Origin of the sequence: Vibrio sp. 397, from assembly GCF_033339395.1 — a bacterium.
GTDB classification, from domain to species: Bacteria; Pseudomonadota; Gammaproteobacteria; order Enterobacterales; family Vibrionaceae; genus Vibrio; species Vibrio alginolyticus.
In genome coordinates this window covers 13,332-36,160 of the sequence record NZ_JAWOUN010000029.1, presented here as the reverse complement: position 1 = coordinate 36,160, position 22,829 = coordinate 13,332, and the positions used below count along the sequence as shown (strand labels likewise).

General features: G+C 43.9%; 23 protein-coding genes. 13 read left to right on the top strand and 10 right to left on the bottom strand.

What is annotated here, in order from left to right; all coding sequences use genetic code 11:
- Positions 1–11 precede the first annotated feature (11 nt).
- From nagA to asnB, 4 genes are all read left to right on the top strand, one after another.
- Positions 12–1,148, top strand: coding sequence for an N-acetylglucosamine-6-phosphate deacetylase (nagA, locus tag R7P36_RS23835; protein WP_005384983.1), 1,137 nt, complete (start codon positions 12–14; stop codon positions 1,146–1,148).
- Between the two features lie 2 nt (positions 1,149–1,150).
- Entirely contained in the window at positions 1,151–2,365 is a 1,215-nt protein-coding gene (gene nagC / locus R7P36_RS23830; protein WP_005382105.1) for a DNA-binding transcriptional regulator NagC, read from the top strand.
- Between the two features lie 81 nt (positions 2,366–2,446).
- Positions 2,447–4,036 (top strand): cation:proton antiporter family protein, encoded by a 1,590-nt coding sequence (locus tag R7P36_RS23825; RefSeq protein ID WP_005384981.1) that lies wholly within the window; start codon positions 2,447–2,449, stop codon positions 4,034–4,036.
- A gap of 230 nt (positions 4,037–4,266) precedes the next feature.
- Positions 4,267–5,931: an asparagine synthase B gene (gene asnB, locus R7P36_RS23820; protein ID WP_005384979.1), complete on the top strand. Its 1,665-nt coding sequence runs from the start codon at positions 4,267–4,269 to the stop codon at positions 5,929–5,931.
- 115 nt (positions 5,932–6,046) lie between these two features.
- Here the strand turns inward: asnB and rfaH are convergent, their stop codons facing one another.
- Entirely contained in the window at positions 6,047–6,547 is a 501-nt protein-coding gene (gene rfaH / locus R7P36_RS23815) for a transcription/translation regulatory transformer protein RfaH (protein ID WP_005382098.1), read from the bottom strand.
- A gap of 333 nt (positions 6,548–6,880) precedes the next feature.
- On the opposite strand from rfaH, the gene R7P36_RS23810 reads away from it, so the two are divergent.
- Positions 6,881–8,269, top strand: a complete 1,389-nt coding sequence (locus R7P36_RS23810; RefSeq protein ID WP_005382097.1) for a peptide MFS transporter — start codon at positions 6,881–6,883, stop codon at positions 8,267–8,269.
- 49 nt (positions 8,270–8,318) lie between these two features.
- On the opposite strand, the gene hemH is transcribed toward R7P36_RS23810, so the two are convergent.
- From hemH to htpG, 3 genes are all read right to left on the bottom strand, one after another.
- Entirely contained in the window at positions 8,319–9,281 is a 963-nt protein-coding gene (hemH, locus tag R7P36_RS23805) for a ferrochelatase (protein WP_104975951.1), read from the bottom strand.
- A 167-nt stretch (positions 9,282–9,448) separates the two neighbouring features.
- On the bottom strand, positions 9,449–10,093 hold the full coding sequence (adk, locus tag R7P36_RS23800) for an adenylate kinase (RefSeq protein WP_318122317.1): 645 nt from the start codon (positions 10,091–10,093) through the stop codon (positions 9,449–9,451).
- A gap of 320 nt (positions 10,094–10,413) precedes the next feature.
- On the bottom strand, positions 10,414–12,318 hold the full coding sequence (htpG, locus tag R7P36_RS23795) for a molecular chaperone HtpG (protein WP_017819957.1): 1,905 nt from the start codon (positions 12,316–12,318) through the stop codon (positions 10,414–10,416).
- Positions 12,319–12,589: 271 nt separating this feature from the next.
- On the opposite strand from htpG, the gene R7P36_RS23790 reads away from it, so the two are divergent.
- The 4 genes from R7P36_RS23790 to R7P36_RS23775 are packed head-to-tail and all read left to right on the top strand — an operon-like array spanning position 12,590 to position 15,097.
- Positions 12,590–13,468 carry a transcriptional regulator gene (locus R7P36_RS23790; RefSeq protein WP_213899493.1) on the top strand — a complete coding sequence of 293 codons (879 nt, stop codon included), beginning with the start codon at positions 12,590–12,592 and terminating at the stop codon, positions 13,466–13,468.
- A gap of 11 nt (positions 13,469–13,479) precedes the next feature.
- Positions 13,480–13,995, top strand: a complete 516-nt coding sequence (gene toxS, locus R7P36_RS23785) for a transmembrane regulator ToxS (protein WP_005382091.1) — start codon at positions 13,480–13,482, stop codon at positions 13,993–13,995.
- Positions 13,996–14,041: 46 nt separating this feature from the next.
- Positions 14,042–14,797, top strand: a complete 756-nt coding sequence (locus R7P36_RS23780) for a sulfite exporter TauE/SafE family protein (RefSeq protein ID WP_025766993.1) — start codon at positions 14,042–14,044, stop codon at positions 14,795–14,797.
- Between the two features lie 21 nt (positions 14,798–14,818).
- On the top strand, positions 14,819–15,097 hold the full coding sequence (locus R7P36_RS23775; protein ID WP_005382088.1) for a SelT/SelW/SelH family protein: 279 nt from the start codon (positions 14,819–14,821) through the stop codon (positions 15,095–15,097).
- A gap of 39 nt (positions 15,098–15,136) precedes the next feature.
- Here R7P36_RS23775 and yfcE read toward each other — a convergent pair whose 3' ends face one another.
- From yfcE to R7P36_RS23745, 6 genes are all read right to left on the bottom strand, one after another.
- Positions 15,137–15,682 carry a phosphodiesterase gene (yfcE, locus tag R7P36_RS23770; protein WP_005389637.1) on the bottom strand — a complete coding sequence of 182 codons (546 nt, stop codon included), beginning with the start codon at positions 15,680–15,682 and terminating at the stop codon, positions 15,137–15,139.
- 75 nt (positions 15,683–15,757) lie between these two features.
- Positions 15,758–15,967: a hypothetical protein gene (locus R7P36_RS23765; RefSeq protein ID WP_005382086.1), complete on the bottom strand. Its 210-nt coding sequence runs from the start codon at positions 15,965–15,967 to the stop codon at positions 15,758–15,760.
- A gap of 149 nt (positions 15,968–16,116) precedes the next feature.
- The gene (locus R7P36_RS23760; protein ID WP_031781352.1) at positions 16,117–16,524 is read right to left on the bottom strand and encodes a CBS domain-containing protein; all 408 of its coding nucleotides are present in this window, start codon (positions 16,522–16,524) and stop codon (positions 16,117–16,119) included.
- Positions 16,521–16,871, bottom strand: a complete 351-nt coding sequence (locus R7P36_RS23755) for a P-II family nitrogen regulator (RefSeq protein WP_005382084.1) — start codon at positions 16,869–16,871, stop codon at positions 16,521–16,523. Before R7P36_RS23755 ends, R7P36_RS23760 begins: the two co-directional genes overlap by 4 nt.
- On the bottom strand, positions 16,861–17,652 hold the full coding sequence (locus tag R7P36_RS23750) for a DUF1538 domain-containing protein (protein ID WP_213899494.1): 792 nt from the start codon (positions 17,650–17,652) through the stop codon (positions 16,861–16,863). The genes R7P36_RS23755 and R7P36_RS23750 overlap by 11 nt, the downstream gene beginning before the upstream one ends.
- Positions 17,649–18,383, bottom strand: coding sequence for a DUF1538 domain-containing protein (locus R7P36_RS23745; protein ID WP_213899495.1), 735 nt, complete (start codon positions 18,381–18,383; stop codon positions 17,649–17,651). Before R7P36_RS23745 ends, R7P36_RS23750 begins: the two co-directional genes overlap by 4 nt.
- A 255-nt stretch (positions 18,384–18,638) precedes the next feature.
- Here R7P36_RS23745 and R7P36_RS23740 point away from each other — a divergent pair, with 255 nt between their 5' ends.
- The 4 genes from R7P36_RS23740 (at position 18,639) to R7P36_RS23725 (ending at position 22,829) form a co-directional block, all read left to right on the top strand.
- On the top strand, positions 18,639–19,553 hold the full coding sequence (locus R7P36_RS23740; RefSeq protein WP_213899496.1) for a TIGR01777 family oxidoreductase: 915 nt from the start codon (positions 18,639–18,641) through the stop codon (positions 19,551–19,553).
- Between the two features lie 44 nt (positions 19,554–19,597).
- Entirely contained in the window at positions 19,598–20,425 is an 828-nt protein-coding gene (locus R7P36_RS23735) for an SDR family oxidoreductase (RefSeq protein WP_213899497.1), read from the top strand.
- A gap of 472 nt (positions 20,426–20,897) precedes the next feature.
- Positions 20,898–21,752: a co-chaperone YbbN gene (locus R7P36_RS23730; RefSeq protein WP_017634825.1), complete on the top strand. Its 855-nt coding sequence runs from the start codon at positions 20,898–20,900 to the stop codon at positions 21,750–21,752.
- 159 nt (positions 21,753–21,911) lie between these two features.
- Complete coding sequence (locus tag R7P36_RS23725; protein WP_005382060.1) at positions 21,912–22,829, top strand: SPFH domain-containing protein; 918 nt, start codon at positions 21,912–21,914, stop codon at positions 22,827–22,829.

Sequence of the window (22,829 nt, the reverse complement as noted above, 5' to 3'; positions counted from 1 at the left end):
ACTAGCTGACTATGTACGCGCTAAGTAACTGTAAAATTTATACCGGTAGTGATGTTCTTACCGATCATGCGGTCATCATCGAAAACGATCTTATTCAATCTATTGTGCCGGTTTCTGAGCTACCTCAAAGCATCGAAGTAAAAGACCTTGCAGGCGCTAATCTAAGTCCAGGCTTTATCGATCTGCAGTTGAACGGTTGTGGCGGTGTAATGCTAAACGATGCAATTACCCCTGAAACCATGCAAATCATGCACCAGGCAAACCTCAAATCTGGCTGTACTAGCTTCCTGCCAACACTCATTACGTCATCTGATGAAGATATGCGAACTGCAATTGCCGCAGCTCGTGAGTACCACAACAAGTATCAAAATCAATCGCTTGGTTTACACCTCGAAGGTCCTTACCTTAACGTCGCGAAAAAAGGCATCCATAACGTCGATTTTATTCGCCCATCAGACGAAAGCATGATCGACCTTATCTGCGCAAACGCCGATATCGTAGCGAAAGTAACGCTAGCACCTGAGCATAACGACCCAGAGCATATTGCGCGATTAAAGGCTGCTGGCATCGTGGTTTCAATTGGCCACACAAATGCAACCTACGCCGAAGCACGTAAAAGCTTTGAAGCAGGCATTACTTTTGCCACACACCTCTTTAATGCAATGACACCAATGGTTGGTCGTGAACCAGGAGTTGTTGGTGCAATTTACGATACTCCTGACGTATACGCTGGCATTATTGCTGATGGTTTTCACGTCGACTACGCAAACATCCGAATTGCTCATAAAATCAAAGGTGAAAAGCTTGTTTTGGTGACGGATGCCACAGCTCCAGCAGGTGCTAACATTGATCACTTTATTTTTGTCGGTAAGAAAGTATATTACCGAGATGGTAAGTGTGTTGATGAAAATGGCACGCTAGGCGGCTCAGCTTTGACAATGATTGAAGCAGTTCAGAATTCAGTTGAGCACGCGGGGATCGCTTTAGACGAAGCTCTACGAATGGCCACGTTATACCCAGCAACAGCAATTGGTGTTGAGGATCGCCTTGGCCGAGTTCGAAAAGGGATGGTTGCAAACCTGACTATTTTCGATCGTGACTTTAAAGTAAAAGCGACGGTTGTTAACGGACAATACGAGCAAAATTAAGCATGAATGGCGGACAGATTGGTAATGTAGATTTAGTAAAACAGCTTAACAGCGCTGCGGTATATAGGCTGATTGATCAGCAAGGTCCTATCTCCCGTATTCAAGTCGCGGACGTGAGTCAGCTCGCGCCTGCTAGTGTTACCAAAATAACCCGCCAACTTTTAGAGCGCGGCCTTATTAAGGAGGTCGCCCAACAAGCTTCAACTGGTGGTCGTCGTGCGATCTCTTTGACTACTGAAGTCAAACCTTTTCATTCGATTGCCGTTCGCTTAGGTCGAGATTACGTACAGTTCAGTTTATACGATTTAGGTGGTACCGCGCTGGCAGAAGATCAGCATGAATTGCACTACACTAACCAAGCAGACTTAATCGCAGGGCTTATCGATTTATTAAAAGATTTCGTAAGCCGTTGCGAAGACAAAATTGATCAACTCATCGCTATCGGCATCACTTTACCGGGCCTTGTTAACCCAACAACTGGCGTGGTCGAATACATGCCTAATACCGATATCGATAATCTTGCTCTCGGTGAAATTGTTGGAGAGAAGTTTAATACAGCATGCTTTGTTGGCAACGACGTACGTGGCATGGCGTTGGCTGAGCACTACTTTGGAGCAAGCCAAGACTGCCAGGATTCTATTTTGGTTAGCGTCCACCGCGGTACTGGCGCAGGTATTATCGTTAACGGCCAGGTTTTTCTTGGTTTTAACCGCAACGTCGGTGAAATTGGTCATATCCAAATTGACCCGCTTGGTGAGCAATGCCAATGTGGAAACTTTGGCTGTTTAGAAACCGTAGCTGCAAACCCAGCGATTATTCAACGAGTGAAGCAACTGATTACTCAAGGATACGAATCAAGCTTAACCGACCTTGAAAACATCACAATTGAAGCGGTATGTCAGCACGCAATGAATGGTGATGAACTTGCGAAACAGAGTTTAGTGCGAGTGGGCAACCAGCTAGGTAAAGCGATTGCGATTACGGTTAACTTATTTAATCCACAGAAAATTGTAATTGCTGGCGATATTACTGCAGCACAAGATATTGTTTTCCCTGCAATTCAACGCAACGTAGAGAATCAATCTCTTAAAACTTTCCATAACGACCTCCCTATCGTGGCTTCTCACATTGATAAGCAGCCAACGATGGGCGCATTTGCGATGATTAAACGCGCTATGCTAAACGGAGTTTTGTTACAAAAGTTACTGGAAGACTAAGTTTATACAACCAATTGAGTTACAATCTCGGGCTGTGTTTTCACAGCCCGTTTTTGTATATCAGGAATACAGCTCAACAGTATGGAAATTATTCTAATTACAGCCGCTTTTTTAGCTGGTTTTATTGCGCTTAAATGCAGCCTCCCTCCCCTCGTTGGTTTTCTACTAGCTGGATTTGGCTTGCATGCATTTGGTTACCAAAGCAATGACGTTATTGTCACTCTCGCAGATCTTGGTGTTACTCTTCTTCTGTTTACTATTGGACTCAAACTCGATGTAAAAACCCTGCTGTCCAAAGAAATATGGGGAGGGGCAACCGCCCACAACATACTCTCTACCGCTTTTTTTGCCCTAGCGTTATCCGGCTTAAAACTACTGGGCTTGACTTCGCTAGCCAGTATGGACGGCAGCCAAATCCTGCTTTTAGCTTTTGCACTATCGTTCTCTAGTACCGTTTTTGCCGTAAAAGCATTGCAAGAAAAAGGCGAAATGAACGCGACCTACGGCACACTCGCGATCGGTATCTTGGTTATGCAAGATATTTTTGCCGTAGTATTCCTGACTGCTTCAACCGGAAAAGTCCCAGAATGGTATGCCATCGGTTTGTTCGCACTGCCTTTCCTTCGTCCCCTATTCTATAAGCTGCTCGATAAAGTTGGCCACGGCGAAATGCTGGTGCTATTCGGTATTTTCTTCGCGCTTGTTGTCGGTGCTGGGCTATTCGAGTTGGTCGGGATGAAACCAGACTTGGGCGCGCTAATTTTAGGCATGCTACTCGCAGGTCACCCAAAAGCCTCAGAACTATCCAAGTCATTATTCAATATGAAGGAGCTCTTTTTAGTCTGCTTCTTTTTGAACATTGGTTTATCCGCCTCATTGAGCGTGAATGGCGTCGTTCTCGCCCTGCTATTTATCTTACTGCTACCAATCAAAGGACTCTTGTACTTCGTCACTATTAATCATTTTAAGTTTCGAGTACGTACCTCTTTGCTCGCCTCTTTATCACTATTTAACTACAGTGAGTTTGGTCTTATTGTTGCTGGGTTGGCCTATAAAATGGGCTGGATGCCAAGTGATATGCTTGCTGCGATTGCGGTTGCGGTGTCGGTATCCTTTGTAATTTCCGCGCCACTTAACCGCCTTAGCCATAAAATTTATCAACATTCAGGTAAGTGGCTGCAAGAGACAGCGGTAGAAAAGCTCAATCAACGCGACCAACTCATCAACCCAGGTCATGCCCAAGTATTGATCTTAGGTATGGGGCGTATTGGAACGGGCGCTTATGATGAGCTACGTTCACGCTATGGCAAAATTTCATTGGGTATAGAAATTCGTGAAGACGCTGCACATCATCATCGTTCAGAAGGAAGAAATGTGATTTCTGGTGATGCCACCGACCCGGATTTCTGGGAGCGAATTTTAGATACAGGTCATGTAAAACTGGTTCTGCTTGCAATGCCACATCATCAAGGTAACCAAACAGCACTTGAGCAGCTTAAACGCAGAAAATATAAGGGGCAAATTGCCGCTATCGCCGAATACCCAGATCAATTGGAAGGCTTACTTGAAAATGGCGTTGACGCAGCATTCAATATTTATAGTGAAGCTGGTAGCGGTTTTGCTCGACACGTCTGTAAACAACTTCAACCTAAATTCACACCAATTAAATAAGCAACAGCACTGATATTTTTCGGAAGGCTTTCTATTGATAGAAAGCCTTTTTTGTATAGTTTTTGTACCAAACCTTGATCTCATTCACCAAAACAACGGTTGAGTTAAATATTTTCCATGCAACAAGGCCTTTTATCATTTTTTTAATCACAAAACGTTGCTTTTTTTATTAGTAATGGCAAATTTAAACCATACCGATTAGAAATTGTTTAGTTTAGTAAGGATGTAGTATGTGTTCAGTATTTGGCATTTTAGACATTAAAAGCGATGCAGCCGCATTGCGCCCTATCGCATTAGAGATGTCGAAAAAACTTCGTCACCGTGGCCCAGACTGGTCTGGGATTTACTCTTCAGAGCGTGCTATTTTAGCGCACGAGCGCTTGGCGATTGTTGGTCTAAATAGTGGTGCACAGCCGCTATACAGCCCTGATAAGAAGCTCATCCTTGCCGTCAATGGTGAAATCTACAACCATAAAGAAATTCGTGCTCGTTACGAAGGAAAGTACGAATTTCAAACCGATTCAGACTGTGAAGTCATTCTTGCACTTTACCAAGATATGGGTGCAGATCTCCTTGAAGAACTAAACGGTATTTTCGCTTTTGTGCTCTACGACGAAGAAAAAGATGAGTATTTAGTCGGACGTGACCATATTGGTATTATCCCTCTTTATCAAGGTCACGATGAGCATGGTAACTACTATGTGGCATCAGAGATGAAGGCTCTTGTTCCAGTATGTAAAACAGTAAGTGAATTCCCTCCTGGTAGCTATTACAGCTCTAAAGATACTGAGCCAACACGTTACTATGTTCGTGACTGGAACGAGTACGCAGCAGTACAAGGTAACAGCACTAGCAAAGAAGAATTGACTGAAGCGCTAGAAGCGGCTGTTAAACGCCAACTAATGACTGACGTGCCTTACGGTGTACTTCTTTCGGGCGGTCTAGATTCTTCTATTACATCTGCGGTAGCAAAACGCTTTGCAGCGATGCGTATTGAAGATGATGAAAAGTCTGAAGCTTGGTGGCCTCAACTGCACTCTTTTGCTGTTGGCCTAGAAGGCGCGCCTGACCTGAAAGCCGCTCGCGAAGTTGCCGACCAAATTGGTACCGTTCACCACGAAATGACGTACACGATTCAAGAAGGTTTGGACGCAATTCGTGACGTGATTTACCACATTGAAACGTATGACGTGACGACTATCCGCGCATCAACACCTATGTTCTTAATGGGTCGTAAGATCAAAGCGATGGGTATCAAGATGGTATTGTCTGGTGAGGGCGCTGACGAAATCTTTGGTGGCTACCTTTACTTCCACAAAGCGCCAAACGCGAAAGAGTTCCACGAGGAGACTGTGCGTAAACTGCTTGCTCTGAACATGTTCGACTGTGCTCGTGCTAACAAGTCGCTGGCAGCATGGGGAGTTGAAGGACGCGTACCTTTCCTAGATAAAGAGTTCATTGATGTAGCAATGCGCTTGAACCCAGCAGACAAGATGTGTGGCAACGGTAAAATGGAGAAACACATCCTTCGTGAGTGCTTCGAGCACTACCTGCCAGAATCGATCGCATGGCGTCAAAAAGAGCAGTTCTCTGATGGCGTTGGCTACAGCTGGATCGATACGCTGAAAGAAGTAGCAGAACAGAAAGTGACAGACCAGCAGATGGAAACAGCTCAATATCGATTCCCATACAACACGCCAACGACAAAAGAAGGCTACGTGTACCGTGAAATCTTTGAAGAGTTATTCCCACTTCCATCAGCAGCAGAGTGTGTACCAGGAGGCCCTTCAGTAGCGTGTTCTTCAGCGAAGGCGATTGAATGGGATGAATCGTTCCAAAACTGTGTTGACCCATCAGGTCGTGCAGTACAGACCGTTCACAACGACTCATACTAATTCTCTACGATAAAGATAAGGGTTGGTTCGTCCAACCCTTTTAAAACAGACAAAAAATTAGATACGATCAAAAAGAGGTGCTTTTGCACCTCTTTTTATGTTTGATGGAATTAGGCTATTTTAAATCTAAATCACTATTGTCTATGCTGACAGGCACACGCTTGGTGATCATCTGAACTAGCATAATTGAGCGTTTCTCACCATCTTGTTCTTGGAAGATGGCATCTATGCCCGCAAATTGACCGCTTTTAACTCTAATTTGATCGCCTGGTTTTGGCATACATTCAGAAACGGTATTGTCATTACAACACTTTTCTAGCTGCATCAATTCGAAGACCAAGTCACCTTGAACTTCTTTCGGTTGAGCACCAAAACGCACAAAGTCAACAACACCTCGAGTAGAGCGGACTGAGGTGAAGTTTGGCCCTTGCTCATAATCAAAGTAAGCGAATACGTAACAAGGAAACAGCGGTTCCTCGACTTTTTGTCTTTTACCGCGCAAAATCTTCTCAACTTCTACAGTTGGATAAAAGCACTCTACACCTTGATTTTCAAGGTGTTGTTTCGCCCTAACCTGCTCCCCACGTTTACAATAAAGTAGATACCAACGTTTCATCTTTTTACTAGCCAATTCTATTTTGTTTTTATCCTAGCATTAAGCCAAAGTTGAGTCATTGATATTCAGTTTATCTATAAAAGTATGATTATACATCGCTCGCATTAACGACATTTTTCAGCAACTTACGATAAAGAAGTCCATAGGCAAAAATGGAAATTAAGTTTGTAACACAACCAATACACCATCATATAATCTGCAAATCCAATCAAAAACAGCCACTTAACAAACAAAAATAGTTGAATGGCAAAATTTTATTATTTGTCACTCGTTGAATTGCATTGTATACGTAGAAGTCGTTAAAAAATGTAATAACTATTATTAGAAGAGCTTATGTCAAACCAACATCAATATTTTGGTCATCCACGTGGCCTGTTCTTATTGTTCGGTACAGAACTGTGGGAACGCTTTTCTTACTACGCAATGCGTGCCATTCTCGTGCTTTACCTTACTGATACAACAATGAATGGCGGCCTTGGCTGGTCAACCAAAGACGCATTAGACCTATACGGCATATACACAGGGCTTGTGTATATCACGCCTCTTATCGGTGGTTACCTAGCAGATAACTATTTAGGTCAACGTCGCTCAATTTTGCTTGGTGGCGCGTTAATGGCCATCGGCCAGTTTACTCTTGCACTTCCTGCTGATGCTTTAGGTATTGGTTCGCTACACAGTTTCTATTTAGGTCTTGGCCTACTTATCACTGGTAACGGTCTCTTTAAGCCAAATATCTCAACCATGGTTGGCGACCTTTATCAAGAAGGTGACAACCGTCGTGACGGCGCATTCACTATCTTTTATATGGGTATCAACTTAGGTGCATTACTTGCCGGCGTCGTTTCTGGCTCTGTGACAACCTCTTACGGTTGGAAAGCTGGCTTTGTTGCCGCTGGTGTGGGTATGCTGGTTAGCCTAGTGATGCAAATGGTACTGGCTCAATCATGGCTTGGTGATATTGGTCGCGAACCAGCGGCGAAACGAGATCTAAACAACAAAAACGCCACCACGAAGCAGCCACTCACCAAAGAAGAAGTGAATCGACTAAAAGTAATTCTGGTCATGAGCTTATTCACTATTGTCTTCTGGGCAGGCTTTGAACAAGCTGGTGGTCTGATGAACATCTACACTCAACAATATACTGATCGCATGATTGGTGGTTTCGAAGTTCCTGCTGCGTGGTTCCAATCACTAAACCCATTTTTCATTATTACTCTAGCGCCAGTTCTGGCTGTCCTTTGGGTAAAATTGGGTAAACGTGAACCTACTTCGCCAGTGAAATTTGCGATGGCACTATTTTTCTTGGCGATTGGTTTCCTTTGTATGGTTGGCGCAGTGCTAGAACAAGGTGGAGATACAACAGTAAAAACATCGATGTTATGGTTGGTCGGCGCTTTCTTCTTCCACACATTAGGCGAGCTGTGTTTATCACCAATTGGTCTTTCATTGGTGACTAAATTAGCACCGCTTCGCTTAGCTTCACTTATGATGGGTGCATGGTTTGGCTGTAATGCGATTGCTAACTATGTTGCGGGCTATGTGGGTTCTCACGTAGGCGAGTTAGGCGCTATGGCTATCTTTAGTGGTATTGCGGTCAGCGCAACCGTAAGTGGCGTAATTTTGCTCCTATTCTCTAATACACTCGTTCGCTGGATGCATGGCGCTGAAAATACGCACAGCACGGCAGAGCAAGTAGAAGAGCAGCAAGTACAAGTCGCTTGATCGCTCAACTAAACGTAGAAAGGGTCGCTATTGCGACCCTTTTTTGTATCTAAAGTTTAGATTGAACTAACTCAACCATCATCTCGATATGAAGTTCACTATCGTTCAAACAAGGGATGTAGGTAAAGTTTTCACCACCTGCTTCAAGGAAAATCTCTTTACACTCTTCCGAGATCTCTTCCAACGTCTCTAAACAATCTGACGAAAATGCAGGGGCCACAACATTAATATTTTTCACACCCTTTGCAGGAAGTGCCTCTAGGGTCTTATCGGTATAAGGTTGAAGCCACTCTTCTCTCCCAAATCGGGACTGATACGTCATGCCAATTTGTTGTTCGCTTAAACCTAACGCTTCCCCAAGCAAGCGAGTCGTCTCTTCACAATGCTGTGGGTAAACATCACCATTGTCAGCATAGCGTTTTGGAATACCATGATAAGAACACAGCAGGTAATCTCCCTGACCATTCTTTTGCCAATGTTCACGAACTGAATGCGCTAACGCTTCAATATATTTCGGGTGATTGTAATAATCACGAATAAAGCTAAAGCCTGGCATCACCGGCAGGTTTTTAAATGCTTTAGTGATTCCGTCAGAAACCGCTGCCGTTGTTGTGCCCGAGTATTGCGGATACAAAGGTAAAACAATGACTTCATCAACGCCTTGCGCCAATAGAGCTTCAAAGCCTGATTGCAAACTTGGGTTACCATACGTCATACCAAGCTCTACAGGTATATCAAGCTTTTGTGCTAACTTTTCCGTTTGGCGTTTAGAGTACACCATCAACGGCGAGCCCTCTTCCATCCATACTGATTGATAGAGTTTGGCAACTTTAGGAGCTCGGATAGGAAGGATAACGCCGTGCAATAGTGGACACCAAAGCCATCGAGTCATGTCTACCACTCGGTGATCATGAAGAAACTGACTTAAAAAGCGCTTTACGGCAGGAGCGGTTGGTGCGTCAGGAGTTCCCAGGTTAACTAGGAGTACACCCTGTTTATTATTCTCTTTCATAACATCCTATTCATGGTAAACGGCTTGGTTCATATATTTAAGTAACCTCGAAGTAACGAATAGCCGAGCTGAAGTTAATTAGATATACGTTTACGAGTAAACTAAAAAAAGCGACCACTTGGGCCGCTTTCAATATATCAAAATATTAAATTTTTGACTTCAGCAAATTAAGATAGTGCTTTCTCAATATCCGCACTAACTTCAGCTACTTGCTTAGTACCATCAAACTTAAGGTACTTAGTCTTGCCTGCTTCAGCTTCTTTGCCGTAGTAGTTGATTAGCGGCGCAGTTTGCTCGTGGTAAACACCTAGACGAGCACGTACTGTTTCTTCTTTGTCGTCATCACGAACAACAAGATCTTCACCAGTTACATCATCTTTACCTTCCACTTTAGGCGGGTTGTAAACCACGTGGTAAGTACGACCAGAAGGAAGGTGAGCACGACGACCAGCCATACGCTCAACAATTACATCGTCTGCAACGTCAAATTCGATAACGTAGTCTACGTCTACGCCCATTTCTTTTAGGCCGTCAGCTTGAGGGGTAGTACGTGGGAAACCATCTAGTAGGAAACCGTTTGCACAGTCTTCTTGAGCGATGCGCTCTTTGATAAGACCAAGGATGATTTCATCAGAAACTAGCTGACCAGCGTCAATAACAGCTTTAGCTTGTTTACCAAGCTCTGTACCTGCTTTGATAGCAGCACGAAGCATATCACCAGTAGAGATTTGTGGAATACCGTATTTTTCCATGATGAAGTTTGCTTGTGTGCCTTTACCTGCACCTGGAGCACCTAGAAGAATGATGCGCATGATTTATCCTCTTTAATATTTAAGATTTATACCGAAGCTCACAATAGCTGACCTCTTAGACATCAAACCTGAGAAGCACCTGCAACGATAAGTTTCGGTATAACGTATATAGGCGAGCAAAAATACACGCCTTATTACTCACATTCAAGTCGCAGATTCTATCACAGGTTCTCTGAGCAAAGAGTGTATTAAGACTAAAGAATGTTAACAGTACCCTCTTTCACGCCCTATTGATTATTAACTCAGCACTTGAGATGCAAAATTTTGCGACAACAAACAAAAAGCTCGCGAAATGCGAGCTTTTTGATTTGCAGAGGTTATTACACCTTAGTCAAAAGTTGATTAACGGCTCCTAAGAACTCTGTTGGATCCTCAATAGAGCCTCGCTCCGCTAGCATTGCCTGACCAAGCAGAACTTCAACCCAGCGACCAAACGCTTCTTCATCGGCTTCGTCAGCCATACGCTTAACCAATTCGTGCTCAGGGTTTAGCTCAAAGATGTATTTCACTTCCGGCACAGCTTGACCAGCTGCCGCAAGAAGCTTCGCCATTTGAGTGCCCATTTCGTAATCGTCCGTTACCACAACAGCAGGCGTAGATGCGAGTTTGAAGGTCGTACGAACTTCTTTCACACGATCGCCTAGGTAAGACTTCGTGCGCTCTACAACCGACTTAAACTCTTCTTCGGTTTCTTTTTGCTTCTCTTTTTCTGCTTCATCTTCAAACTGACTTAGATCAAGCCCAGCCTTAGTGATTGACTGGAACTGTTTACCATCAAACTCAGTTAAGTAGTTCATCAGCCACTCATCAATGCGGTCGTACATCAAGATAACTTCAATGCCTTTCGCTTTGAACTGTTCTAAGTGAGGGCTGTTTTTCGCAGCTGCATAGCTGTCTGCCGTCAAGTAGTAGATCTTATCTTGACCTTCTTTCATGCGCTCAACGTAAGACGCCAAGCCCACAGTTTGCTCAGAAGAGTCCACTTCAGTTGAGGCAAAGCGCAATAAACCTGCAACTTTCTCTTTGTTTGCAAAGTCCTCCGCAGGGCCCTCTTTCATCACAAGACCAAACTCTTTCCAGAATGATTGGTATTTCTCTTCGTCATTCTTGGCCATACGCTCGAGCATCGTTAACACTCGCTTAGTACAAGCATTACGTAGAGACTGAGTCACTTTATTGTCTTGTAAGATCTCACGCGATACGTTTAGCGGTAAATCGTTTGAGTCTATTAAACCACGTACGAAGCGTAAGTATGACGGCATAAATTGCTCTGCATCGTCCATAATGAATACGCGCTGTACGTACAGTTTCAAGCCTGATTTGTGGTCGCGGTTCATCATATCCCAAGGTGCTTTCGATGGGATGTATAGTAAGCTCGTGTAGTCGTTTTTACCTTCTACACGGTTATGACTCCAGACCAAGGGATCGGCAAAGTCATGTGATACGTGCTTGTAGAACTCTTGATACTCTTCTTCTGAAATATCAGATTTGTTACGCGTCCACAGTGCTTGGGCTTTGTTGATTTGCTCCCACTTCTTCTCATCTGTTTCCTTGCCTTCGTCATCACGAACGACAGTTTGGATTGAAACAGGAATGCCGATGTGATCAGAGTACTTACTGATAACGTCACGTAGACGCCACTCATTCAAAAACTCTTTACCCTCTTCACGCATATGAAGAATGATGTCGGTACCACGTGACTCTTTGGTAATGTTTTCGATGGTGTACTCACCTTCACCCGCTGAGTGCCATTGTACCGCTTCATCAGCGGCTAGACCCGCAGCGCGAGTGCGCACGGTAACGGCGTCAGCAACGATAAATGCCGAGTAGAAACCAACACCAAACTGACCAATAAGCTGAGAGTCTTTGCTCTGCTCTTCAGATAGCTTTGAGAAAAACTCAGCTGTACCAGATTTTGCGATTGTTCCTAAGTGCTCAATCACATCATCACGGCTCATACCGATACCGTTATCAGAAATGGTTAAGGTATTTGCGCTTTCATCAAACGACAGTTTCACGCAAAGGTCTGCATTACCTTCGTATAGATCTGGGTTAGATAACGCCTGAAAGCGCAGTTTGTCTGATGCATCTGATGCGTTAGAGATCAGCTCGCGCAAAAAGATCTCTTTATTTGAATAAAGAGAATGGATCATTAAATGCAGTAGTTGTTTTACTTCTGATTGAAAACCACGAGTTTCTTTATTTTGAGATACGGTTTCGCTCATGTGTGCTCCATAACATCTAAACTAATTGGCTTTTTCATAGGGACAAGTTTGTGACTTTCCCCTTGAAATCACCTTACCGAGATGTCATTTAACATGTGGCTGACAAATGTAAATTCAAGGTCAATATTGCTAAAAACGGTGTTTTTTTAGAAAATTTTAATTATCCTACCCGTCTAAAAGCATCTAAAATGTCGTGCGCACTCCAAGCGCCCCGGTAATTTTGTGACATAAATCACCATAATTACAACATCATCCATCTAAGAAGAACTAAATGACTAACATTGGCACCAAATTTCTACTTGCTCAAAGGTTCACCTTTGATCCAAATAGTAATTCGCTCGCTGACCAACAAAACGGCAACGACGTTGTACGATTAGGAAGCAACGAAAGCCGTATACTTCTGATGTTGGCAGAGAGACCAAACGAAGTTTTAACCCGTAACGAGCTTCACGAGTTTGTTTGGCGTGAGCAAGGTTTTGAGGTGGATGACTCAAGCCTGACTCAAGCGATTTCTACTCTGCGTAAGATGTTGAAGGATTCAACAAAATCTCCAGAGTTTGTTAAAACGGTACCTAAACGTGGCTACCAACTCATTTGTTCAGTGGAACGCTTGAGCCCATTTTCTACTGACTCTAACACTGACGTTGAAGAAACCGCTTCTGAACAAGAAGCGCCAGCAGTGGAGTTAGAAGCGAGCGATATGCCACCAACAGAGGTAGTGACCGATACTACTGCTGATCTTGAGCCTCTAGTAGAGCCGACTAAAACTCAGCCGAAGCCAGCATCTAACACGATTAACTGGCTACCGCGTGTCATTATCTTTTTGTCTCTGCTGCTTCCTGTTTGCGTATTGTTATTCACGAACCCTGCGGAATCCCAATTCCGTCAGATTGGTGAGTATCAAAATGTACCAGTGATGACACCTGTAAATCACCCTCAAATCAACAACTGGTTGCCCTCAATAGAGCAATGCATTGAGCGCTACGTGAAGCACCATGCAGAAGACTCGTTGCCAGTTGAAGTGATTGCCACTGGTGGACAAAATAACCAGCTGATTCTGAACTATATTCATGACAGTAACCACTCTTACGAGAACGTAACACTGCGTATTTTCGCAGGTCAAAACGATCCAACAGACATCTGCAAATAAAGGAGGCCAATATGAAGATTAAATTAGCATCTGCGGTTTTGGCCGTATCCGTTCTTTTCAGTAGTTGGTTGTATTGGGGAAGTGACCTAAAAGTGGAGCAGCTCCTCACAGCAAACGAATGGCAGTCGACCATGGTGACAGTCATTACAGACAGCTTGCCTGACGATACTGTCGGCCCACTACGCCGAGTTAATGTTGAATCAAACGTGAAATATCTCCCTAATGGTGACTATATTCGCGTAGCAAATATAAAACTATTCGCTCAAGGTTCAACCGCAGAATCAACGATAAATATCTCGGAAAAAGGCCGCTGGGAAGTAAGTGACAACTATTTGTTGGTCTCGCCTTCGGAGTTTAAAGATATTTCATCTTCTCAATCAAAAGACTTTTCCGAAGCACAGCTACGTTTAATTACTCAAATTTTTAAGCTAGATGCGGAGCAAAGTCGTCGTATTGACGTCGTGAACGAAAAAACACTATTGCTCACTAGCTTGAACCACGGTTCTTCGGTACTGTTTAAAAACTAATTTTGATTGGATGATAAGGGGGCAAGACGCCCCCTTTGTTTTGCTTATGGATTGGCTAGATACCCTTACCCTTTTTTTCGGTTCACTAATCGCCAACACGCTGGCTTCACTTTCCGGTGGCGGAGCAGGCTTGCTTCAATTCCCTTTACTCATCTTTCTCGGCTTACCGTTCTCCGTTGCGCTAGGCACACATAAAGTGGCTTCGGTCGCTTTAGGCTTAGGCGCAGCAAGCACGCATTTAAGATCAGGCACTATTAAATGGAAAATCGCGCTCTACCTTATCTTGTCCGGTAGTATTGGCGTGATTTTAGGGGCTAACTTAATTGTACAGATCCCTGATGGTATCGCGGAAAAGATGCTCGGTACGATGATCCTAGCGCTAGGTATCTACTCGCGATTTAAGACATCGCTAGGCCAAGCTGAAGTAATACGCAACCGTCATCCTATTGGTTGGGTTATTGGTGGAATTGGCTTACTGTTTATCGGCATCATCAACGGATCTCTTACCGCAGGTTCTGGTTTGCTCGTGACACTATTTTTGGTGCGCTGGTTTGGTTACGACTACAAACAAGCCGTTGCTTACACCATGATTTGTGTCGGCCTGTTTTGGAATGGCATTGGAGGCATTGCCGTCGTACAGGCAGGGGCCCCTATTCACTGGGCTTGGCTGCCTGTTTTATTGTTAAGCTCATTTCTAGGCGGCAGTTTAGGCGCATGGGCCGCGACTCGATACAGTAACAGAGTGATTAAAGTTGCATTCGAAATTCTCACGTTTGCCGTGGGCATCAAGTTGCTGGTTTAAAAAGATTAAAAGGAAAGTTTCATGGATAAAGCAATCATTGATATTTATTACTGCCGCCAGTGCAACTGGATGTTGCGTTCAACTTGGCTATCGCAAGAATTACTGCATACTTTTAGCGAAGAAATAGAAACAATCAGCTTACACCCAGACACAGGTGGTCGCTTCGAAATTTTCTGTAATGGCCAACAAATTTGGGAACGGAAAAAAGACAGCGGCTTTCCTGAAGCCAAGGTGCTAAAACAGCGCGTTAGAGACATTATCGACCCAGAACGCGATTTAGGACATTCAGACACAAAATAGGGAGCAATTCGCTCCCTATTTTTTTACTTAGTAAAACCGTTAAATCATGGTTTGTGCTAATACTTCGCCTTCTGGCGTTTTTACCGTTAGCTTATTGTCTTCTAGAGTACCAAAGCTTCTCGGTAAGCCATTACGTGGGAATGTCATCGAGCCTGGGTTGAATATAATGGCTCCGTCTTGCATCTCTGCGACGGGAACATGTGTATGACCGTGGGCGATAATATCACCTTCACGCAGTGGCGGCCGTTTTTCAGAGTTGTACAAGTGACCATGAGTCAAAAAGATTCTCTTGCCAGATTCAAGTAGCACCCATGAGTAATCCATCATCATTGGAAACTTTAATAGCATTTGGTCCACTTCACTATCACAGTTGCCACGTACAGAAATAATTTGATCACTGTATTGGTTCAATAAGTCTGCTACCTGTGGAGGGTTGTAGCCTTCTGGAATAGGGTTTCGCGGCCCATGGTTTAGCGTATCTCCTAGCAAAATCAGGTGGTGCGCACCAGAGGCCAAAAATAGATCAATGGTTTCTTTAGTTGCTGGCAAAGAGCCATGCAGGTCTGAGGCAAAAAATAGTTTCACGACATCGTCTCCTCAAAAAGTATGAGGTCATTCTACGGCATTTTTTTAGCAGCTCAACCTACGACGGTTTGAATACTACTGATAGCGCAATGATTCAATGACCATAGGCAAAACATAGAACCATGCTGCATACGCTGTTCCAACCAACACCAGTATCCAAAACACCATCGACATAAATTTTGATTTGGCTAGATGGTGCAGCGGATCGGGCTCTCCGCATCCTGGACATGCATGAGCGCGTTTTGAGATTTGTTTCTCACACACGGGGCAAGAGACTAAAGGCATGATACAGATTCCTCGACATTAGGCTTAGGGCGCAAAGAATAATGGTGAATTAACACATATGCAACCTAACATATATTAAATATTTTAGTTCTTTGTAACAGTCGCTGACTTGAGAAAAAATTCGTTGATTTTTCATTTATATCAACCTATTACACTTCTTCTCGCACCATACCGTTGATGACAATATTGTTATAACTCACCATCCCAATGACCTCGCCACTTTCAATGACCGGCGCTCTGCTTATGCCAAATCGCTCAAACAAACGTGCACAATATTTTACGTTCATATCTGGTTCGACACACAAAGCGGGCTTGGTCATGATTTCATAAATATTTGTGCGCTGAGGAGAACGATTATTCGCCAGCACCTTTTTGGCGATATCATTCATCAACACGATGCCATATTCATCATTATCATCTCGCTTTTTCACCACCAGTGCTTTGACTTGGTATTTTTTCGCTAGCGTTATGCCTTCATAAACTGTCATTAGCCCATCAACCATGACATAAGTAGCCGCCATTACATCTCGAACTCTAATTATCGTTTGACTGCTCATAACTCATCCTCAACCACTTTGGTCAACGTTTCTACTTGATGCGCGACACCGACTGCATCTTCAATATCGATCTGAATAGCAATGCCCTGCCCCGACTCTCTGTCGAATTCACCAACCTCATTAATGGTTTCTAATATGTGTCGAGAAAGATGTTCCTCGACTACAAACAGCAGCACATCTTTTTGCACTTCTAGCGTTAAACCAAAAAACGTTCGCTTTTGATTTAAACCTTGCCCGCGAGCATTGTTAATCACTGTAGCACCGGTCGCACCAGCATCGCGTGCAGCGTCCAACACCTTGTCTGTTTTGCTGTCTTCAACAAACGCAAGTATCAATTTAAAGCGCATTTTCTTCTTCCTCCGAGACGTTTTTATTCAGCCACTGGGTTATTTGCGCATAGCCCATCACAGAGATCATAGGAAATAGACTGGCAAACGCGATCAAGCCAAAGCCATCAATCATTGGGTTTCTTCCAGGGACGGTCGAAGCAAGCCCTAACCCTAATGCAGTTACAAGTGGGACAGTGACGGTAGAAGTTGTTACGCCTCCAGAATCGTAGGCGAGTGGAACAATAAGCTTAGGAGCGTAAAACGTTTGAATCACAACGACGATGTAACCCGCGATGATGTAATAATGAATGGGATCGCCCACGACAATCCGGTAACTACCTAATGCAATACCAATTGCCACCCCAAACGCAACGGCTACGCGCAAGCCGTTAATACTGATACTTCCTCCAGAGACTTGGCTTGCTTTTATCGCTACAGCGATTAAAGAAGGCTCTGCAATCGTGGTACTAAAGCCTATAAAAAAGGCGAAGGTGTAAACCCAATAATAGTCGACCCACATTAAGGCTTTCCCTACAGATACTTTGAACTCTTGTAAAAACTCCGGCGCCGTTAATTGCACAGCCATCGTCTCCCCAAGTGGAAACAACGCCATTTCTAATCCAAGTAAAAAAAGAGCTAGCCCGAAAATCACATAAACGAACCCAAGCAAAACTTTCTTAAGGTTGCTAACAGGACGCCTTAACACGGCTAACTGAAAACCAAAAATAATGCTGGCGATGGGAACGACGTCTCTAACGGTCGATAATAAAGTGTCTAGGAAATGATCAATTGAAATCATGTTACGACCATTCCGTAAACCATCACAAACATCATCGGTAACAGCGAGGCAAAAGCGATTAAACCAAAGCCATCCACCATAGGGTTGCGCCCTTTAATAGAAGACGCTAAACCGACGCCCAGTGCAGTGACCAAAGGTACTGTTATGGTGGACGTGGTTACACCTCCGGAATCGTAAGCGATGCCAATAATGGCTTCAGGTGCAAACCACGTCAGTATTACAACGCCTACATAGCCACCAATGATCATGTAATGAATCGGCCACCCTTTTAAGATACGCAAAACGCCGATAACGATGGCTATCCCCACAGAGAGAGCTACTGTTACTCGAAGTCCTTCTCCGTAATCCTGCATGGACTGCTCTGAGTTAGCGATCATTCCGCCCTCTGCCGCAACTTCTGAGGCTTCTTCCGCTACCGCGGTCAATGCAGGTTCAGCTATCGTGGTGCCAAACCCCAAACAAAACGCAAAGACTAATAACCAAAACACACTGCCTTTTTTTGCAAAGGCTTGAGCCATACTCTCTCCGATAGGAAAAAGACCAAGTTCTAGGCCAAAGATAAAAAAGGTTAATCCTAAAACGACAAGCAACAAGCCAAAAAGAATGGAGACCAGGTTGGGCAGCGGCTCTTGCAAAACGACTAATTGGAAAAAAGTGATAACAATGATGATGGGTAATAAGTCACGAGCACTATTGAGGAGCGCTCGAAAAAGCGCAACAAATGCTTCCATGCCTATCCTCCTTGATTGTGCAAACTGATTACGCTCGTTCCAATGAGCGATAACTTCTAGTCTGGCATAGATTTCACTCTTCTACCGTGAATGCACTAGCGCCATCTATAACATTTAGTTACATATTTTCTAATATGTGAAGTTAATAGTATCTCTGCCAGCTTGTCACTACCCCAGAAATAATGGTGTAGAGATGATCAAGCTAAGCACAAAGCGACTATAATGTTCTAATACGTGTACATTCAAAGAGATAACATGAAGATATTACTCACAGGTGGCACTGGGTTTATTGGCTCGGAGTTGCTCAAGCTGCTATCAACTCACCAGGTTATGCTACTTACACGCTCTCCAGAGCGAGCAAAACAACGCCTACAGCATGCTGATCTGGGTAATATCGAATACCTTGACTCGCTCGAGTCGTTCGCCGATCTCAATCACGTTGATGCCGTCATTAATCTTGCAGGTGAGCCTATTGCGGATAAAAGGTGGACCAGCGAGCAAAAAGAAAAAATCTGCAAAAGTCGTTGGAAAATTACCGAACAAATTGTTGAGCTGATCCACGCTAGTACCGAACCTCCCTCTGTTTTTATTAGTGGCTCGGCAGTTGGCTACTATGGTGATCAACAAGACCATCCGTTTGATGAGTGCTTACATGTTAATAGCGACGACTTTCCTCACGAGGTTTGTGCAAAGTGGGAGCAAATAGCCAAGCGCGCAGAGTCGGAGCAAACTCGGGTTTGTCTAATGAGAACTGGCGTGGTACTCGGCCTTAATGGTGGTGCGTTGGCAAAGATGCTATTACCTTACAAGCTTGGCGTAGGCGGCCCACTTGGGAACGGTAATCAGTACATGCCTTGGATTCACATCCTAGATATGGTCCGCGCCATCATGTACTTGCTTGAAACACCACATGCCCACGGTGCATTCAATATGTGCGCCCCCCATCCTGTGACTAATCGTATATTCAGCGGTACACTAGCCAAAACGCTAAAACGTCCCCATATCTTGTTCACGCCTAAATGGGTGATGGAACTCCTAATGGGAGAATCTTCCTGCTTATTGTTTGATAGCATGAGAGCCAAACCCAAAAAACTCACCGAACTGGGCTTTAAATTTAGCTACTCCAGAATAGAGCCAGCACTCAAGCACTTGCTTCATGACCGGAGCTGATGAATGATGGCTCCAATCAATGTTTCTGAGTCTTAAATTAAATTATGAAAAAGTCGATTCTTATTACGGGTTGTTCAACCGGCATCGGTTACGTGTGCGCTCACGCCCTACAAAACAAGGGATTTAATGTCATTGCATCTTGTAGGAAAGAACAAGATGTCCAGCGCCTAATTAATGAAGGGCTAACCTGCATCAATCTAGACCTAAATAGCCCAGAAAGCGTTTCTTCGGGCGTGAAGCAAGCGCTAGAGTTAGCAGAAGGTAAGCTTTACGCAGTGTTCAATAATGGTGCCTATGGTCAGCCCGGAGCACTGGAAGACTTACCCACCGAGGCTCTTCAAGATCAATTTCAGACCAACTTTTTTGGTTGGCACCAGTTGGTCAGAGAAGTGCTTCCTCATATGCGCCAGCAAGGCGAAGGACGCATCATACAAAACAGCTCTGTTCTTGGTTTTGCCGCAATGAAATACCGTGGCGCCTATAATTCATCAAAATTTGCCTTAGAAGGCTGGACAGATACGCTCAGGCTAGAGCTTGCGGATACGAATATCAAAGTGGCATTGATAGAACCAGGACCGATCGAAACTCAATTTAGAAACAATGCATTACGAGCCTTTGAGAAGTGGGTTGATATTGAATCTAGCCCCCATCGTCATGCTTATGAAGGACAAAGAGAGCGACTCAACAACGACAAGTCTAATAATCGATTTGTTTTACCTGCAGAGTCTTGCATCGCACCAGTTCTTCATGCATTAACTAGCGTTTCACCGAAAATTCGTTATCGAATTACTACACCGACTAAATTATTCGCAGTCTTGAAAAGACTATTACCAACCCGTGCACTTGATAAAATTTTGCGACAGGCTGCATAAAAAAGTTTTGTCGAAATGTAATTTCACCGTAACAATGTGATGTCACTATGAACATGTAGGTTAAAAAAACCTCAACTAAACGAATCAATTTCTACGCAATTCAGCGGGGATTCTTTCGCTTAAAGTGATTGAGTTGCTTAGATTTGGTATCGCCACCCATTACGTTTTGTAGCAATGTTTATACTACTGCGAGGCAACAATGACATTAAATCAGCTTAACTGGCTTAGTGTGGGTGTAGTGTTGACCATGTTCATCCTATTTTGATACCGCACTAACAAATAGCATTAGAATTGCGCTGCTTCGGCAGCGTTTTCTTTTTATCTAACACCTGAGCAGCAATAACCTCACTCTATTACCTCACGTTTTCTCAAAATAGAATGATTCATTATTGATGGTGAATGTCGCTTGAATTTCACCTAAATCAACTCCATATCTAATATCAACGACAAGACACAAGGCAAGGATACTCTGATGCAATCCCCATTTATCGTTGAGATAACAGAACAGAACTTTCGCGAAACGCTTGAAGGATCAATGAACACGCCCGTTTTGATCCACTTTTGGGCCAACGCTCAGCCAGAAAGCGCACAGATACTCCCTGAGTTGCAATCTCTTGCTCAACAGTACAACGGTGCATTTACGCTTGCTCTACTAAATTGTGAAGATCAGCCCGCTTTAGCGTCTCAATTTGGCGTGCAAGTATTGCCAACTATCGCGCTGTTTATAAATGGTCAAGCCGTCGATGGTCTGGGAGGCTCCCAGCCAATTGATGCCATTGCTACCATGCTACAAAAGCATTTGCCAAGCCCAGATGAACAACTATTAAAACAAGTCAGTGAACTTCTTCAGCAAGGTGAGCATGCTCAGGCTTTGAGCATCATCCACACTTTGCCGCCAGAGCTGCAAGAGCGTGGTGATGTGAAACTCGCGATGGCTGATTGTTTGCTAGAAACCAAACAATTTGATATTGCCCAAGAACTACTGAACGCTATCCCTCTCGAGTATCAAGATAACTACTACAAGAGCCTAATAGCCAAGCTCGAGCTGCATTTGCAGGCTGCAGATAGCCCTGAGTTACAGCGACTAGAACAAGCATACGCAGCAGACATGGCAAACTTCGAACTCGCTTGTGAATTGGCGGTACAATACAACCAAGTTGGTCGGGATGAAGAAGCGTTGGAACTGCTGTGGAATATTCTTAAAAAAGACTTGGGCGCCCAAGACGGTGACGTGAAGAAGACTTTTATGGATATTCTCAGTGCGCTAGGTCAAGGTAACGCATTAGCAAGCAAATATCGTCGCCAGCTTTACTCAATTTTGTACTAAGCGTCGCATTCTTCTAGGAAGAAGACAACAAAGGCCGGGATTTCCGGCCTTTGTCATATAAAAAACCAATAACCTCTCAAAGGTCTCAGAACTTCAATTGTCTATTGTCTATAAATAGGTAAAAATGAATCGAATATTATGCACTTAAGGGAATAACTCATGCCAATTGATTCACTGATCACCATCGGTATTTTCGTCGTTCTTGCTGTCGTTATCTTATCTTCAGCCATTAAAACGGTTCCGCAAGGAAACAACTGGACAGTTGAACGCTTCGGACGCTACACCCACACATTAAAGCCGGGTTTAAACTTGATCATTCCATTCGTTGATAAAGTTGGTCAAAAAGTAAACATGATGGAGCGCGTTCTCGATATTCCTGCGCAAGAGGTCATTTCAAAAGATAACGCTAACGTGGTTATTGACGCTGTCGGATTTGTTCAAGTGATCGATGCTGCAAAAGCGGCTTATGAAGTCAACGACTTAGAACACGCTATTAGAAACTTGACCCTTACGAACATTCGTACCGTTTTAGGTTCAATGGAACTGGACGAAATGCTGAGCCAACGCGACATGATCAACTCTAAGCTGTTGGCGATTGTTGACCAAGCAACAAACCCTTGGGGCGTAAAAGTCACACGAATTGAGATTAAAGATGTCCAGCCACCAGCCGATCTGACCGCTGCAATGAATGCGCAAATGAAAGCCGAGCGTAATAAGCGTGCGGAAATTCTTGAAGCAGAAGGGGTTCGCCAAGCTGAGATATTAAAGGCCGAAGGTCATAAACAATCAGAGATATTAAAAGCTGAAGGCGAAAAGCAGTCTGCTATTCTCCATGCAGAAGCACGTGAGCGTGCCGCGCAAGCAGAAGCAAAAGCGACTTACATGGTTTCCGAAGCCATTGCAAAAGGTGACATGCAAGCCGTCAATTACTTCATTGCACAGGGTTATACCGAAGCGATCAAGAGCATTGGTCAAGCCGAAAATGGTAAAATCATTATGCTTCCATTAGAAGCAACCGGACTAATGGGCTCGGTTGCAGGGATAGCAGAAATGTTTAAACAGCAAGATAAAGAATAA